We start from the raw sequence: 15,223 nt of genomic DNA, 5'->3' as shown, positions 1-15,223 counted from the left end.
ATAATGTTGACAGAATTTTTTAAGACTTAGTATACTCTGGAAAATATAAAAAGAATACATACAAGTATTTTAAAATTATTGAAGGTGATTTACTAATAATTAAAGACATAAAATATTAAGTAAGTATTAATTGAGTTATAATTAGAATATAAATATATAGTTAGCTATCAAATTATGTTGAATCTAAAAGTTGCAAAAGAACAAGCCACAATAGTAGTAGCAATGTCTGGAGGAGTAGATAGTTCTACTGTTGCTGCTATTTTAAAAGAAGATGGATATAACGTTATTGGTATTACTATGCAATTATATAATCATGATACAGCTATAAACAGAAAAGGAGCATGTTGTGCTGGTCAAGACATTTATGATGCTAAATTTGTAGCTAACCAGCTACAAATTCCACACTATGTGCTTAATTATAAAGATAAATTCAAAGAATCAGTAATTGATAATTTTATCGAATCATATATTAATGGTGAAACTCCATTACCTTGCGTTCAATGCAATCAATCAGTAAAATTTCATGATCTATTAAACTTTGCAAAAGATCTTCAGGCTGATGCATTAGTAACTGGGCATTATGTTAGGCGCATTGATACTGCTAATGGAATAGAACTACACAAAGCTGTTGATAGTAAAAAAGATCAGAGTTATTTTTTGTTTGCCACTACTAAATCTCAATTGCAATACCTACATTTCCCTTTAGGAAATATGACAAAAGATGAAACTAGGTATCATGCTAACAGGTATGGTCTACATATTGCAGATAAGCCTGATAGTCAGGATATTTGCTTTGTAGCTGATGGAGCATATCATAATGTTGTTGCAAAACTAAAGCCTAATGCTAAAAAGCCTGGTAAAATTGTACATATTGATGGGTACATTCTTGGTGAGCATCAAGGCATTATAAATTTTACTATAGGTCAAAGGCGTAGAATAGGAATAAGTTTTTCTGATCCACTATATGTTATTAACATTGATGCTCAGCAAAATATTGTATATGTTGGACCAGAGTCTAAGCTGTTTAAAACAACTTTTATGATTCATAGTTTGAACTGGCTAGGTCCAGGAAATATGCTGGTAGAACCACTAGATGTAGAAGTAAAGGTGCGATCTACTCACTCAGCTGTACGAGCCAAACTATATCCTTATAGTAATTCAATGGTAAAAGTTATTTTAAACGAACCTGAGAAGGCTATTGCACCAGGGCAAGCTTGTGTAATATATAAAGGTGATTTAGTGTTAGGAGGTGGATGGATTGCTAAAGAACAAACTCAAAGTTAATATTAACTAGCTTTGAGTTTGATATAATGGATATATCAAAGAGTTAAAAAGAAATGAAAAGATAATTCAAGTTTGAAAAGGAAACAGGAATAAGTGTATCTTTTCTAAGAACTCTAGTTATCACTAGCATCTGATACTCTATACTGAGCTTATTCTTACGATATTTTTCTTTATACTCTAACTCTTACCTTATATCGAATTTAGGTTATTGTAGCATTAAAAATGCAGACTTTTTAAACTTCACGAGAAGGTAAAGAAGTTTTTTTAAAAAATAGCCATAATTTCTTTATTCTATATTTGAGAGTTTGGCTAACATAATTCAGATTTCGCATATAAGTTTTTCCTGTAATATACTGATATCTATCAATTAATGATGGAATTACCTGCTTATAGTAAATATAATACAGATCTTGCATTATTGACATTGTAGTTATATGTCCCCATTTTATTACTTGCTGCGGCACTCTAGCTAAAGCTTCAACGCAAGCAATAGCTTCCTCAGCATCAGGATCATCTCTTTTATAGACTTCAGCTTTTGGTTCTAAGTTTGAGATCATATCAAGAATCATTGCTTTTAACATTAACCCAGGATATTGTTCATTTTTATATACTTTAACAAATATAAAATCTTCTTGTTTAATCATGAAATAAAGCTTTTGCTTATAGAAAAAACTTAACAGTCTAGCCCATAATAGTTTAATTCCTTTAACTTTATTTTTACGATAAAACTTTACTGATTTTTCATAAGCAATTAAGTGATTAAGTCCTAAACACTCAAGGTTTTGTAGAATTTTATAGCATCTAGATAAATCGCTACGCCTTGCATGTAAAACATTAGGTTTAGCCTTTGTAAAAGATGAATTAACTGAATGTCGGCCAACAATATTAGCATTAATATCGCGGTAAATATCAGCATAATGCCCCAATTCTTGTGCTGCAATGATTTGCAGTCTTGCTATCGCTGGCCAACCATCGCCATAAATAGATTGCTCTTGATAGCGTTGAGTAAAAAAGAATGGATTACCACCACATGAAACATATATTGCTATATTATTTCCATTGATACTTTGCATACCACTATTTTGACCAGCATATTTCCAGGTAGCAATATCCATAACATCTCCTATCTGGTTTGAATAGGATATAAATACTTCTACTCGTTCTAATAGCAGCCAATGAATTACTATTGGATGGGCTGATTGTACAAATAACCTTGCTAATTTAAGTAGTAGATCCTGTTCTACTGCAAGCTGCATAGCCATTTTTTTCTGTAAAACACTAACTATCTGATTAACTTTATGAATGACTTTATCTTTTTCTATTATTTTCTTATAAATATTAACTAGCATTGCTTTAGTATGATGCTGAAGCTTAGGATCATTAAGCTCCTCATTTGAAATAGCAATATTAACATTCAAGCTAGGTTCAGATAAACGAACAAAATTGATTTTTGGTTCAGCATCAACTCGTAGCTTTCCTGATTGTGCTAAAGATTGAGCTAAATTTTCATATTCAACCATCATGTCTTCATGTTCTATAGCTGGTAGTTTATGAAGTATATGATATAAATTTGACATAATATTGCTTTAAAGATAGCATAGATATGTAGATAACATTACTATAAATATAACAACAAAATTTCATATAACTAAGCATATATGATATAAATTCTAGCAATATCTATGAAATTGATCTTATAGTTAAATATTTGATTGTTATTTTACCAGTAGTTAATATTTCAAAAAATACACATTATACTCACTTAACATGAAGAGTTGGAAATGGAAGAAATGACAATAATTGTGTAGATCATGTGATATGTTGATTACTCATATGCTATGTGAGTCAAGATAAGGTGAATTAATCTTACTGGTTAAAGACCAGTTATGGAAGGAGAAGCTAGATCCACCATATAGCGAGTCTTGTGCTGCTGAAGGTAACGACAGTAGTAAAGCGTAGACAGCGAAATATTCGAGCTGAAACCAAATGGTGAACGTTATAGCCCTGAAAGTGAGGTGTAGTGGAAGCCGATATGTTCTAGCCCATAGTAGGCAAAAGAAGATTGGAGGTCAAACTAGTGAAAATTCAAAAATTTTCAACCACCGGGGTCGCAGGCGTCAGCGAGTTTGTAAAGATTAATGACACAACTTGAGAAGTCCTTATAAGTCTTACGTAATTAAGTAAGTATTCAAAGTACAAGTGGTGAAACATAAGGCTTTGGAGATGGTGTAAGGATGGCTGAGTTAGCCATAGTAGTAATGAAACTCAATAATGTGAATTGAGCAAATGGTTGGCATACAAGTAAGAATGTAAGAGGGAAATAATGACTGTACATTTCTAATTTTGTTCTTTCAACAGCCAGCTCATTTATTTTTCATAGCTCACACAAAATCAAGTATTACATTTAATACAAAGTACAATATTATGAATGCTAAGATACAACTAATGATAGTATTATGGTGGGCGATGACAGACTTGAACTGCCGACTTTCTCGGTGTAAACGAGATGCTCTACCAACTGAACTAATCGCCCATGTACTAAAGTGACTTTTGTGATAGCTTTAGCAATAAAAACCTTCACAAAACCTCAATACTGCTAATTGTATGGTTTAATACAGAAATCTAGTTAGCACGGAGCGGATGATGGGAATTGAACCCACGACTTTTACCTTGGCAAAGTAACGCTCTACCACTGAGCTACATCCGCATTCTAATGCATAATGCCATAAGAATACAGATAAGTAGTAGAAAGTGCAAGTAATAAAAATAATTTTATACATAAATTTAGAATAATGAATACTTGCTGTTACACGATAATACTATTTTTCGGTTATAATATGATATAATTATGTAAGAATATATTAAGATACTATAAACAATTATATTATACTTGTCTCGTCTCTTTTCAGATAATGCATTAATACGACTAATTGTAGCAACATTCTAGGGCACAGTTGTATTATTCTACTATAGTAGTATCCTTTATACTTATGACGCATATAATATAGATAATAATTTTTAAAATCCTTGCATTGTAACAAATAAAAATATATCACTAATTGTTAATAACTCAGCTAAGGATAACTTTCTATCTTTGTTTCTTTGATTATTACTTGGTATTAATCTCTTTTTTCAACTTTCTTGATATATCTTGCATAAATTATCTATTAAATAGTATACTGTTATAATACATTTTTTCATGTTGAGTTATTTTATTTTTATTTAAATTTTTCTTTATAACTCAACTGGTTATAAAGTTATTTTTTTGCTACCTTATACTAATGATCATTCCTAGCTAAAGAATTAAAAATCGAACCAAGCATCTTTTTTATCTAAATCATTCTTGATATATAGTTCTTCTTTTAAATATTATATGAAGAAATTGAGTTTCCAACTATGGTGCTCTATAACTCTATAACTCTATACCTCTACTGTAAGAAAACTCTATTGCTAATTTTGGAGCAAATATATACTCCTATACTTAACTCTTGCAAAGCATTTGTACCGTAAATAAAATTATATTCTTTTTCCTCCATTCTTTCACCTAGCATTCTTTGATATAAGCCATATTCACACGTTCTAAAAGAATGATCATAAAGATCAAGAGATTTATCCATAAGAATTAAAGGTTTAGTTTCATAAAACTTATTTGATAATTTTTTGTTTTTTTTTTATTATTTTATATTCTTATATTATTTTGCTTTGTTAAGTTTAATACTTGCATCTTTTATAACTCTTCTTAAGTCCTACATCAAGTCATATACTGCTTTTCTATATTAGACCTCTTTCGAAACTGGTTAAGGTAGTTCAAAATTATAAATGCCAGAGATCAAATTAAATCTAAGACCGAATCTTTTACGTCTATTTCGATATTTATCAGCAATAATTTTGAACTACCTTAACCAGTTTTGAAAGAGGTCTATTGTACATGTAGAAGCAGATACTTCAGATAAATTCTGTTATAACGCCAGATTAGGATAAGTGGAAATATGAAAGTTAATGAATAAAAGGTATACAAAGAGAGAATGTACAATTATAATTATGCAATATATTTAAATATAATTTCAATTAATACTGTTTCTTATTCTAAATTTGCATTTGCAAACATGCAAGCAATAAATAGCTATTAATTAAAACTATATTTAATATATCATATAATTATAACTCAACATTCTCTCTCTTTGTATACCTTTTATTCATTAACTTTCATATTTCCACTTATCCTAATCTGGCGTTTATATGGATAAACCTGAAAAACTCAGCTGTAAGAAGGGATACACAAGCCTTCTTTAAAAATGCCAACTCCTTGATATAAAGAAGATAACCAACTTAACGTATCTCTGATGAGTGAAACATGGTAAGCCTATTATTATGCAACTGATAGTGTAGGTCAGATAATGCTTAGAAAGCTAAATGACAGACTACAAGAATTAATAACTTGGTGTATAAGCATTTATATGCTAATCAGAAATGATACTAACTTAAGACTGGTAATGATTTACCATAAATATGTAAACAAGATTATGAATTAATTGGAAAAGTTGGATGTTATAGTCATTTACAATGAGGTTTAAGCATAGAAAGAAGCGATAAAAATTAATATAATCTGTTGGTTATAAAGTTATTTTTTTGCTACCTTTACTAGAGTTGCAAATATACTGGTTTCTACTTGCAAGTCTTTATCGCTTGTATTTGAAATATGATTCTATCTATTGGTTTATTGATTCTTTGATTTTTAAGATCAATCAAGATACCTATCTTGATTGATCTTGTGGATATTAGTTACTAGATATAGCTATTGCTTCAGTATACTTACGATTTAACATTGCAACAGAATAAATCCATAGTATTACTACTAGAAAGAATATAGCACCAAAATAAGGAGAAGCTTCAACAAAACTAAAACTTGGCAATAACATAAAAAAGGTTGATTGTATAACTCCTCCGCCAGATTTTCCAAGCCTTCCACCGATAATATCTACAGCTGCCTTTCCTTTAGTTTTTAATTCATGATCAAGAGGAATATATGCCATTTCTTTAGTAGAATCAAACAAAGAGTATTTTGTAGCTTTACTTAGTACGTTTTGCATTGTCCCAATAGCAACTGCAATAGATAGTGGAGCAATTCCAGTAACATATAATGAAATTGAGTCTCCTAAGAAGATAAATCCAAAAAATGCTAATCCTGTAATTAAAATCATTAAAGGAGTAAATATTGCTGCAGTATACCATGATACTTGTCTTAAAATATTGCTACCAACTATCATAAATAATATTGCTACGGTTCCTTGCCATTTTTGAAAATTTCCCATAAACATTCCATATGCCTCTGGCGTTGGATACAGCTCTCTAGCTTTAGCTTTCCATACACCTTCTACTAAGTTAATTGATATACCATATGAAAGCACTAATATAACTATCAAACCAAGATATTTTGATGAAAAAATCAACTTGATACTTTCTAGCATTGATAACTTAGCCTTCTTCTTAGTTGTTTTTTGTATTGATGGGTTATATAGCTTAGGATCAGATAAAACATAGTTGTTGATATATGCATAAGTTAATATAATAAATACTCCAGCTATAATACATGTAGTTATTACTGGAGTATATTTAAGTTCAGCCTTAATTATGCTATTTTCACTTAAAAAATGCTCTAGCATATACCCAGTTAAGAGAAGTGAAAAATTTCCTAATAATCCAAACATTGAATAAAACCTTTTCGCTTCTTCTGTTTTAGTGATTTGATTTGCAAATTGCCAAAAGAGTAATGTAAGCATAACGCTTCCCCATAATTCAGCTATAGTATAAAAACTCGCATAACTCCATTGCCCTATAATTTTAATAAACCATTGAAAATTTGGATAATTTGTACTAAGTCTTACAATAGTTTCAGGTGCTGGATGTACTAACTGCGTATTAGGATAGAGTACTATAACAAATAAAATTAAATAGCCAAGAAAAAAAGATGTGATAGTATAGAATACTTTTGTCACACTCATTACATTGCATAATTTTGTATATATTAACATCGCAATAATAGCTGATGGCAATACTATGTATGTCTTTAAAAAACTAATTACTTCAGGACCAATACTTGTTATTACTAAACTATCTTTAATAGAGCGTAATGCTGAGTAGTTAAATAATATAAAAAACATCATTAGTGCCATAGGCAAAAATTTCTTGTTTTCATGATATTCAATAGGCCAAAAAATTTGGCGAAGCTTATTAAATTTTTGATTTGTATTCATTCCTAGTATCAATTTAAATTTAACTTTATTTGCAATGAAGATATAACAATTAACAAAATAGAACAACAACAACCATTGTTACTTAGTGTTAAATATAATAGTAACCCTTTTTTTTCTGGGAATCAAACTACAGAATTAAATTAAAGAATTTAAATTTATGATATATTACTATTTTTTTCTACAACTACATTATTGTTTGTATCCTGTAGAGCTGCATTAAATTTTTTTAAATATTCTTGAGCCTCTGTATTTGAACGAGCAACATTAATAAAAATTTTGCAATGTACCTCAGCATGGAGTGAAACTTCAACTTCATGGATTCCTGCAGTTTTAATCGGCTTAATATCAATATACGCTTTGATATCAGAGCTTATTTGTAATTTCTTAATAATCTCTTTAGCAGTAATTGATCCAAATAATTTTCCATCATCGCTTGTCTGGCAAATAAACGTGATGAAGCTTCTATCAATTTTTTGCATTACTGCTTGTGCTGCATCAATACCTTTTTGATTTTTTTCATTAAGTTGCTGTACAGTTGATTTAACTATTTCTAGATTAGCATTAGTTGCTCTAATGGCGTAATTACGAGGCAGTAAATAGTTACGACCAAATCCATTAGCCACATCAACTATATCCATTATTTTACCAAGCTTTTTAACTGGCTTTATTAAAATTAATTTCATATACCTGCTTTATTTAACATTCAAGAATATATTTTACTAAATTTACTGATGATATACAAAAGGTAAAAGAGCAAGCTCTCTAGCAATTTTAATTGCTTTGGTTAATTCTCTTTGTTTAGACCTGCATACATTAGTTACACGGGCTGGTAAAACCCTGCCACATTCTGAAATAAATTTTGATAAAAGATCAGGATCTTTATAAGTTATAATCGGAGCTGTACCATCTGGGGCTGATAATGGGCAACCTTTTCTTCTTCTAAAAAACACTTCCTTATTAGCTCTGTTAGCTGTACGCTTTAGAGTTTTATGTTTCATGGAATCTATGTTTGCAGTATCGATATTTTCTGTCATAACTTTCTATAAATATGCTGTATTTCTGTTAATATTTTTTATAGCTTAGCTAGTTACATCTATTGCAGTCTGTTCAAGACTTTGATTTTTTAAAATCGGAGAAGTAGCTTGGCTAATTTCTTTCACTTTAATAAAGCGAGACCGTATAATTTCTAAGTTATTCTTTATTTTATTTTTTAACTTTTGCAAAATATTGTTATTAGCTGAAATAGCAAGCATAATATAATGAGCTCTCTGGTTGCGATTAATTTTGTATGCTAAAGACCGCATACCCCAATACTCATGTTTTACTAACTTTCCTTCATAGTTACTAATAATACTAGTCAACTCATCAGTTAATTTATCAATTTCTGTACTAGATAATTCTGGCCGTACAATTAAAACCAACTCATATAAACGCATAATTTTTTTTTATTAAAATCCAAAAAGATGTCTTTATTAAACTACAATTAAATATATCAAGTTATATTAGCAATTCAAGAGCAATGTTTAGCAATTGAAAATTGATAATAAAATAAAGTTAGCAAAGCAATATTTATTATTTATTTATAATTATTTAAAAATTTTAAATAATTATAAACTCAGTTATAATTAAGTATCTTTAAAAGTACTTTAAAAGTACTTGATTTTTTAATCAAGGGTTGTATTATAATGACCTTATTGCAATAATTGTTTAATAATTTGGTATAATACTTATGTCTGCTTCTGAAAAGTTACCACCGCAAATTTTGGTAATCGAGCTAGATGAGATACAACGAATTGCTATTTGTAATATCATAGAAAGGTCACTATTTAATGTTATTAGATTAAGCAATATTAATGATATCGAAACAAGCAGCATCAACGCAGTGCTTATATTTGCTCCAAATGTAATTATTGTTAGTACCTCTATCAAAGAGGTTGTTCAAATTGATACATTTATTCAAAAGCTTAGAAGTACCGCACAAAAATCTCATCGAATAGAAATACCTATAATTATTATTCTTAATCAAAACGATAATGTAGAAAATTATCAAAAATTTGATAATGGTTTGATAGAAATTGTACAATATCCTTATACTGATTCTGAAATTATATTAGCAGTAAAGTCTTTGTTACGCAGGTCTAGACCAATATTAAAAAACAGGCTGCTTAGATATAAAGACTTAACAATGGATCTGTCCAATTATAAAGTATATCGTGGTAATAAACCAATTCGTTTAGGTCCAACTGAATTTAAAATATTGCAGCTCTTATTAGAGTCACCTAAAGTTATACTTTCACGTGAGAAAATTATAGATTATGTATGGGGTCATGGACATAAAATTGATCTTAGAACAGTTGATGTACATGTTAATAGATTAAGGAATGTTATCAAAAACAATAAATCTGAACCAGCTTTAATTAAAACTGTGCGAGCTTCAGGGTATTGTTTAAAATTACCTGGAGAATCAGATTACGCTTGACAATACTGTAGTATATATAAATACATACTTTATATTTTATTTTGTATATAATAACATAAGTTATTCATAAGTGTATTTATTGTAATGTAACATAATAGGAATCAGGCGTTGAAAAAGCGTAACTTATATACCAATGCTATAACAATCAAAAGGTTATTATGCAATCATATCAGCATATACAATAAGTTGATATGTATAGCATCTGTATCTATGATTACAGCAGCAATAGCATCAGTATTAATTATTAAATTGTCTCAATTAATTGTTGATGAAATATTTGTCGCCAAAAGAAATTCAATATTAATTATTGTATTATTAATGATTGTTGTCTTTGTTATAAAAGGCCTTGCTCAATATTATCAAAGCTATCTTACTAAATCTATAGGACAAAATATTCTACGAGATTTTCATATTCAAATGTATAAGCACTTAATTTTCGCAGATTTAGAATTTTTACAAAAATTCTCATCAGGCAAAATAGTATCAAGTTTTACCAATGATATAATGCTTATGTGCAATTCTATTTCTAGCTGCATTAGTACAGCTCGCTATTTTTTTTCAGTTGTTTTTCTAACTGGATACATGTTTATTTTTTTAGACCCATTTTTGTCTTTAATAGCAGTAACAGTATTTCTTACTGCTATTTATATTACGCAAAAATTAGGTTATTTAATACATGAATATACCTATTCTAATCAAGAAATTTTTAGTAATTACATTTCAAAATTAGATGAAACATTTCGAGGTATTAAAGTAGTAAAATCTTATTTAGCAGAAGATTATGAAATTCTAATGGCAAAGGAAAAAATTCAAGAAATATCAAAATCTTTTATTAAAATTGCCAAAATTTCTGCCTTAATTTCTCCAGCAATGGAGCTGTTAAATGGGATTGCTATAGGATGCATTATTTGGTATGGTGGATCATTAGGTATTAGAGGTCAAATTACTCCAGGGGAATTAATAGGTTTTATATCTGCCTTTGCTGCAGCTTATCGCCCTTTAGTAAGCTTATTGTCTCTTAATGCTAATTTCCAAGAAGGGCTATCAGCAGCAAAGAGAATATTCAAAATACTAGATACAAAACCTAAAATTATAAATAAAAATGATGATGTAGTTGTTAATTCAAAAACTTCAAATAAAATAGACTTTGTAAATGTTTCTCTATCATTAAATGACAGATCAATCTTACACAATATTAACTTTTCTCTATTAGACGGAGAAACTGTTGCATTAGTTGGTAAATCTGGCAGTGGTAAAACTTCTATTGCTAATTTGATGATGAGATTCTATGATTCATCTACTGGTAGTATAAAATTAAACAATCAAGAATTAAATGACATTCCTATTCAATTGTTAAGAGAAAAAATAACTTTAGTTACTCAAGAAACTATGCTATTTAATGCCTCTATTGTTGAAAATATTGCTTATAGTTGTACTAATGCTACCATAGAGCAGGTCATTGATGCCGCTAAAAAATCTTTAGCCCATGAGTTTATTATGAATATGCCACATGGGTATAATACTACTATTGGGCCTCAAGGCAGTGAATTGTCAGGAGGGCAAAAGCAGAGAATATCTATTGCTAGAGCATTGTTAAAAAATTCACCAATACTTATTTTAGATGAAGCTACAACTGCATTAGATCAAAATACAGAATCAGCTATTTACGAATCGATAAAAAAATATCGTAAGGATAAAATTAACATAATAATAACTTATAGGATTCATACTATCAATTTCGATAAAATTATTACTCTTAAAAATGGATCAATTGTTTAAGTCAATTATTCTGTAGAAGAAGTAACAGAAAGAAATATCACAAACACGAGTTAGATATAAAATTAAGAGATCAGAGCTAGAGTAAAGAAATGGAAAGATGATTCAAACTTGAAAAAGCAATAGAAATTTTGTTCGGATTAAAAACAGAAGCTATAGTTCTTGCTTTTTTTAATATTGAGAAATTCAATTTTGCTAAACAAGTTGTAGCTTTTGTAGGTCTTAATCTTAAGCATAGTCAATCTTGTACTTTTATACATTGGGCTAGTAGAATCTCTAGAACTGGCAATGTAAACAACCTATGTAAAAAGCTTATTATATGTTTGTGCTATGTCTGCCTTAACACCATTTCCAATGCTGTTTTTTTCAACAGCAAGCTCATATACGCTTCGTAATGTGCACAAACACTATATCTTCATCTCTTATTCTTACTATATTTTGTTCTTTTATTTATATCAAACTGTAATTTCTATAACACAATCTAGCTTATATTACTTGGATGGTATTAATCAACTATAACATCTCTCTTAACATCATTATTAATATTTTCGCTTATAGCATCATCAGTAAAACTTAACCCCATATCTTTACTTATTTCATCTGCGAAACCTTCTATTTCATCAGATGTACAAGGTTCTTCTATAATTTGAACTTCATTTTCAAGAATATGATTAATTACCTTGATTTCCTTAGCTTCCATAGCTATGCTATTCGATAGCCATCTAAGGTTATTATTATATGCATGCATAATTGCATTTGCTTCTTCTTTACCTTTATTTAAATATTGCAGTAAAAGCATATTTTTTTCTTCGTCAGTAACAGTAATATTTTTCTTATCAGCATAATGTAATACAAACAAACCTATTCTTACTCTTCTAGTAGCTACAAATTGACAATATTGTTCAATATCATGATCAGAACTTTTATCTAAAGCAACCTTAATACCATTATTATTATTATCCTTCAATGCAGCCAAAACATTCTGCCTAACCACATTATATTCTGATTTTAATAGTGGCTTAGGCAGATCATAATCTAGCATCTTATCCAACTGATTTAAAAGCCTGGCTCTTAGTAATATTTGACTAAGCCCCATAAATTCCTTATTCTGAAGTTCTTTTACTTTGACTTTTAGCTCATCTATACTTGTAACCTTATATTTATCTAATATTTGTTGCTCAGTAATAAGTACAGGTTGTTGAATCTTTTTTACTGTAACTCTTAAATTGGCCAACTTACCGGCAGCTTTACTATCAGGATAATTATCTGGCAAAGTTGTACTTATGTCCAGCTGAGATCCTACTATACTGTCAGTAAATCTTTCCTCTATATCTTTACTAATTAACTTTCCACTTCCTAATATAAATTCTATATCTTCTTTATTATGATCTTCTATTCCATCACCAGTAATAGCAATATCTATAACTAACTTACTTCCCTTAATAGCTTTCTCTTGCTCTGAGCAATCCTTATATTCATATACTTCATGGTGTAACCCATTAATAAACTCATTTACAGATTCTTCTGTGCACTGTATTATATGTTTCTTAAGTGTAATTTGACTAAAATCAGGAATTGTAATTTCAGGATATACAGTAAATTTTACATCTACCGTGATATCTTTTTCTTCTGAATTTGAATTTTGTTCTGAATTAACTTCAATACTAGAATTATCATTAATCTTGATACTAGGATCACCAATTAGTGAAAAATTATTAGATTTGATTAAACTTTCTACCGCAGCAACAATAACATCATTTTGAACATCATTTTTTATTGATGCTTCATACTGTCTTCGAATCTGCAACTGCTTTACTTGCATTGCCTTTGAAGTAATGTGAGATCCTGACTTAAACTTTCTAAATCCAGGCACATTTGCCCTTGCAGTTAAAGATATAACCTTTTGATCAGTCTTATCTTTTATTACACTTGCAGGAATAGAAATTTGAAAATGCTTTTCAAGGCCTTCACTCTGCAACTCGATGATTTGAGACATAAATAATTAAATCTTTCGTATTTTGTAAATTACATTCTTTTAAGCTTGCTGGTACGGGTGGAGGGAATTGAACCCCCATGCCTTTCGGCGCCAGAACCTAAATCTGGTACGTCTACCAATTTCGCCACACCCGCTTTAAATTAATTATACTTTAATTTGTTCTAAAATTGCTATTGCTCATTAGAAACAAGCATAAAGCATTATAATACACTCTACATAAAGTTTGTAAATCATTAATTAAACAATACTCATTAATTTTGTGAGCCATAGTATTTAATAATCCAAATTCTACAATAGGAGAATAATCTTTAAAAAAATAAGCATCAGATGTACCTCCTGAAGTTGAAAATTCTGGCTTTATTTTTGTTACTTTATGTACTAATTCTTTAAAACTGAAAATATAAGGAGACATTTTTGCTAAAAATGGTCTTGACCTGCAACTTGATTGTAAGTCATAGTTTGTAGTAAATTGTTCAACAGTTTTTTTAACGATCTCTAACAACCACTCATTAGTATGAATATCATTAAACCTGATATTAAACTTTGATTTAGCTATTTCAGGTATAATATTTGTAATATTATTGTTTGTATCTATTGAAACAACTTCTAAATTAGATGGTGCGAAAAATTCATTGCCTTCATCTATCTTATAAGCAATCAACCTATTCAAAATTTTTACAATTAAATGATTTGGATTAATAGCCAAATGTGGATAGGCTACATGACCTTGCTTGCCAAAGACTTTTAAATCAAAATTTATACTACCGCGTCTGCCAATCTTTATAGTATCACCAATTTTATTTGTACATGTCGGTTCGCCTAAAATAGTAAAATCTATTTTATGCCCTTGCTTGTTAATCCACTCCAACATTTTCTTGGTACCAAATAATGCTTCACCTTCCTCATCAGCTGTAATTAAAAAACTAATTGTTCCATTAAAATCATTATTATTATCAATAAAACAGAATACTGCAGATAGCATTGCAGATATTGCCCCTTTCATATCTACAACACCTCTACCATAAATTTTATCTTTATACTGAGTAGCGCAAAAAGGAGGATATTTCCATTGTTCAATAAATCCAGCAGGTACTACATCAATGTGACCAGCAAAACATATATTTGGCTGCCCGTTACCAAAATATCCATAAAGATTTTTAACTTTATATTCTTGACCAAATTCCTTGACATAAACCTTAAACCCTTGTTTTACAAGTAAATTAGTAATAAAGTCTATTGCACCATTATCATTTGGTGTAACAGACTTAAAGCTTATTAACTGTTTTAATAGCTCAATAATTAATTTTTTACTTATCACTCAGTTAATTTTTAATATTCAATTTTATAGCTATAGTTAAAAAGCCTCTAGAAACTTAGGTGGCAACTGCTTTTCAGCGACATTATATTAGTATAAGCGCTTCATCAAGCAAAAAC

General features: G+C 29.4%; 10 protein-coding genes, 3 tRNA genes and 3 pseudogenes. 4 read left to right on the top strand and 12 right to left on the bottom strand.

All coding sequences use genetic code 11. The features are described from left to right. The first annotated feature begins 174 nt into the window (after nucleotides 1–174). On the top strand, nucleotides 175–1,284 hold the full coding sequence (gene mnmA, locus DK405_RS04670; protein WP_011945154.1) for a tRNA 2-thiouridine(34) synthase MnmA: 1,110 nt from the start codon (nucleotides 175–177) through the stop codon (nucleotides 1,282–1,284). A 233-nt stretch (nucleotides 1,285–1,517) separates the two neighbouring features. On the opposite strand, the gene DK405_RS04665 is transcribed toward mnmA, so the two are convergent. The 9 genes and pseudogenes from DK405_RS04665 to rpsF all read right to left on the bottom strand — a co-directional run bounded on the left by DK405_RS04665 (nucleotide 1,518) and on the right by rpsF (nucleotide 8,974). After that, nucleotides 1,518–2,861 carry a DUF2748 family protein gene (locus DK405_RS04665; RefSeq protein ID WP_045912129.1) on the bottom strand — a complete coding sequence of 448 codons (1,344 nt, stop codon included), beginning with the start codon at nucleotides 2,859–2,861 and terminating at the stop codon, nucleotides 1,518–1,520. Between the two features lie 880 nt (nucleotides 2,862–3,741). After that, nucleotides 3,742–3,817: transfer RNA gene (locus DK405_RS04655), tRNA-Val, on the bottom strand. A 102-nt stretch (nucleotides 3,818–3,919) separates the two neighbouring features. Continuing rightward, nucleotides 3,920–3,991: transfer RNA gene (locus DK405_RS04650), tRNA-Gly, on the bottom strand. Between the two features lie 178 nt (nucleotides 3,992–4,169). After that, a pseudogene (locus DK405_RS16100) lies at nucleotides 4,170–4,485 on the bottom strand (IS982 family transposase); the annotation flags it as partial. A gap of 596 nt (nucleotides 4,486–5,081) precedes the next feature. Further along, nucleotides 5,082–5,177, bottom strand: a pseudogene (locus DK405_RS04635) (IS5/IS1182 family transposase); the annotation flags it as partial. An 885-nt stretch (nucleotides 5,178–6,062) separates the two neighbouring features. Continuing rightward, nucleotides 6,063–7,538 (bottom strand): Npt1/Npt2 family nucleotide transporter, encoded by a 1,476-nt coding sequence (locus tag DK405_RS04630; RefSeq protein ID WP_045912127.1) that lies wholly within the window; start codon nucleotides 7,536–7,538, stop codon nucleotides 6,063–6,065. Nucleotides 7,539–7,693: 155 nt separating this feature from the next. Next, on the bottom strand, nucleotides 7,694–8,221 hold the full coding sequence (gene rplI / locus DK405_RS04625) for a 50S ribosomal protein L9 (RefSeq protein ID WP_045912126.1): 528 nt from the start codon (nucleotides 8,219–8,221) through the stop codon (nucleotides 7,694–7,696). Nucleotides 8,222–8,263: 42 nt separating this feature from the next. Next, nucleotides 8,264–8,536, bottom strand: a complete 273-nt coding sequence (gene rpsR / locus DK405_RS04620; RefSeq protein ID WP_041621791.1) for a 30S ribosomal protein S18 — start codon at nucleotides 8,534–8,536, stop codon at nucleotides 8,264–8,266. Nucleotides 8,537–8,617: 81 nt separating this feature from the next. Then, nucleotides 8,618–8,974, bottom strand: coding sequence for a 30S ribosomal protein S6 (rpsF, locus tag DK405_RS04615; protein ID WP_045912125.1), 357 nt, complete (start codon nucleotides 8,972–8,974; stop codon nucleotides 8,618–8,620). A gap of 293 nt (nucleotides 8,975–9,267) precedes the next feature. Here rpsF and DK405_RS04610 point away from each other — a divergent pair, with 293 nt between their 5' ends. From DK405_RS04610 to DK405_RS13945, 3 genes and pseudogenes are all read left to right on the top strand, one after another. After that, nucleotides 9,268–10,017 carry a winged helix-turn-helix domain-containing protein gene (locus tag DK405_RS04610; protein ID WP_045912124.1) on the top strand — a complete coding sequence of 250 codons (750 nt, stop codon included), beginning with the start codon at nucleotides 9,268–9,270 and terminating at the stop codon, nucleotides 10,015–10,017. Nucleotides 10,018–10,125: 108 nt separating this feature from the next. Further along, nucleotides 10,126–11,796 (top strand): ABC transporter ATP-binding protein, encoded by a 1,671-nt coding sequence (locus DK405_RS04605; RefSeq protein WP_045912123.1) that lies wholly within the window; start codon nucleotides 10,126–10,128, stop codon nucleotides 11,794–11,796. 134 nt (nucleotides 11,797–11,930) lie between these two features. Then, a pseudogene (locus DK405_RS13945) lies at nucleotides 11,931–12,083 on the top strand (transposase); the annotation flags it as partial. A gap of 215 nt (nucleotides 12,084–12,298) precedes the next feature. On the opposite strand, the gene tig reads toward DK405_RS13945, so the two are convergent. The 3 genes from tig to dapE form a co-directional block, all read right to left on the bottom strand. After that, nucleotides 12,299–13,789 carry a trigger factor gene (gene tig / locus DK405_RS04595; protein ID WP_045912122.1) on the bottom strand — a complete coding sequence of 497 codons (1,491 nt, stop codon included), beginning with the start codon at nucleotides 13,787–13,789 and terminating at the stop codon, nucleotides 12,299–12,301. Nucleotides 13,790–13,838: 49 nt separating this feature from the next. Beyond that, nucleotides 13,839–13,923, bottom strand: a tRNA-Leu gene (locus tag DK405_RS04590). Between the two features lie 17 nt (nucleotides 13,924–13,940). Next, on the bottom strand, nucleotides 13,941–15,107 hold the full coding sequence (dapE, locus tag DK405_RS04585) for a succinyl-diaminopimelate desuccinylase (protein ID WP_045912121.1): 1,167 nt from the start codon (nucleotides 15,105–15,107) through the stop codon (nucleotides 13,941–13,943). Nucleotides 15,108–15,223 lie beyond the last annotated feature (116 nt).

Origin of the sequence: Orientia tsutsugamushi, from assembly GCF_900327275.1 — a bacterium.
Taxonomy (GTDB): domain Bacteria; phylum Pseudomonadota; class Alphaproteobacteria; order Rickettsiales; family Rickettsiaceae; genus Orientia; species Orientia tsutsugamushi.
This window is presented reverse-complemented; position numbering and strand designations above follow the sequence as displayed.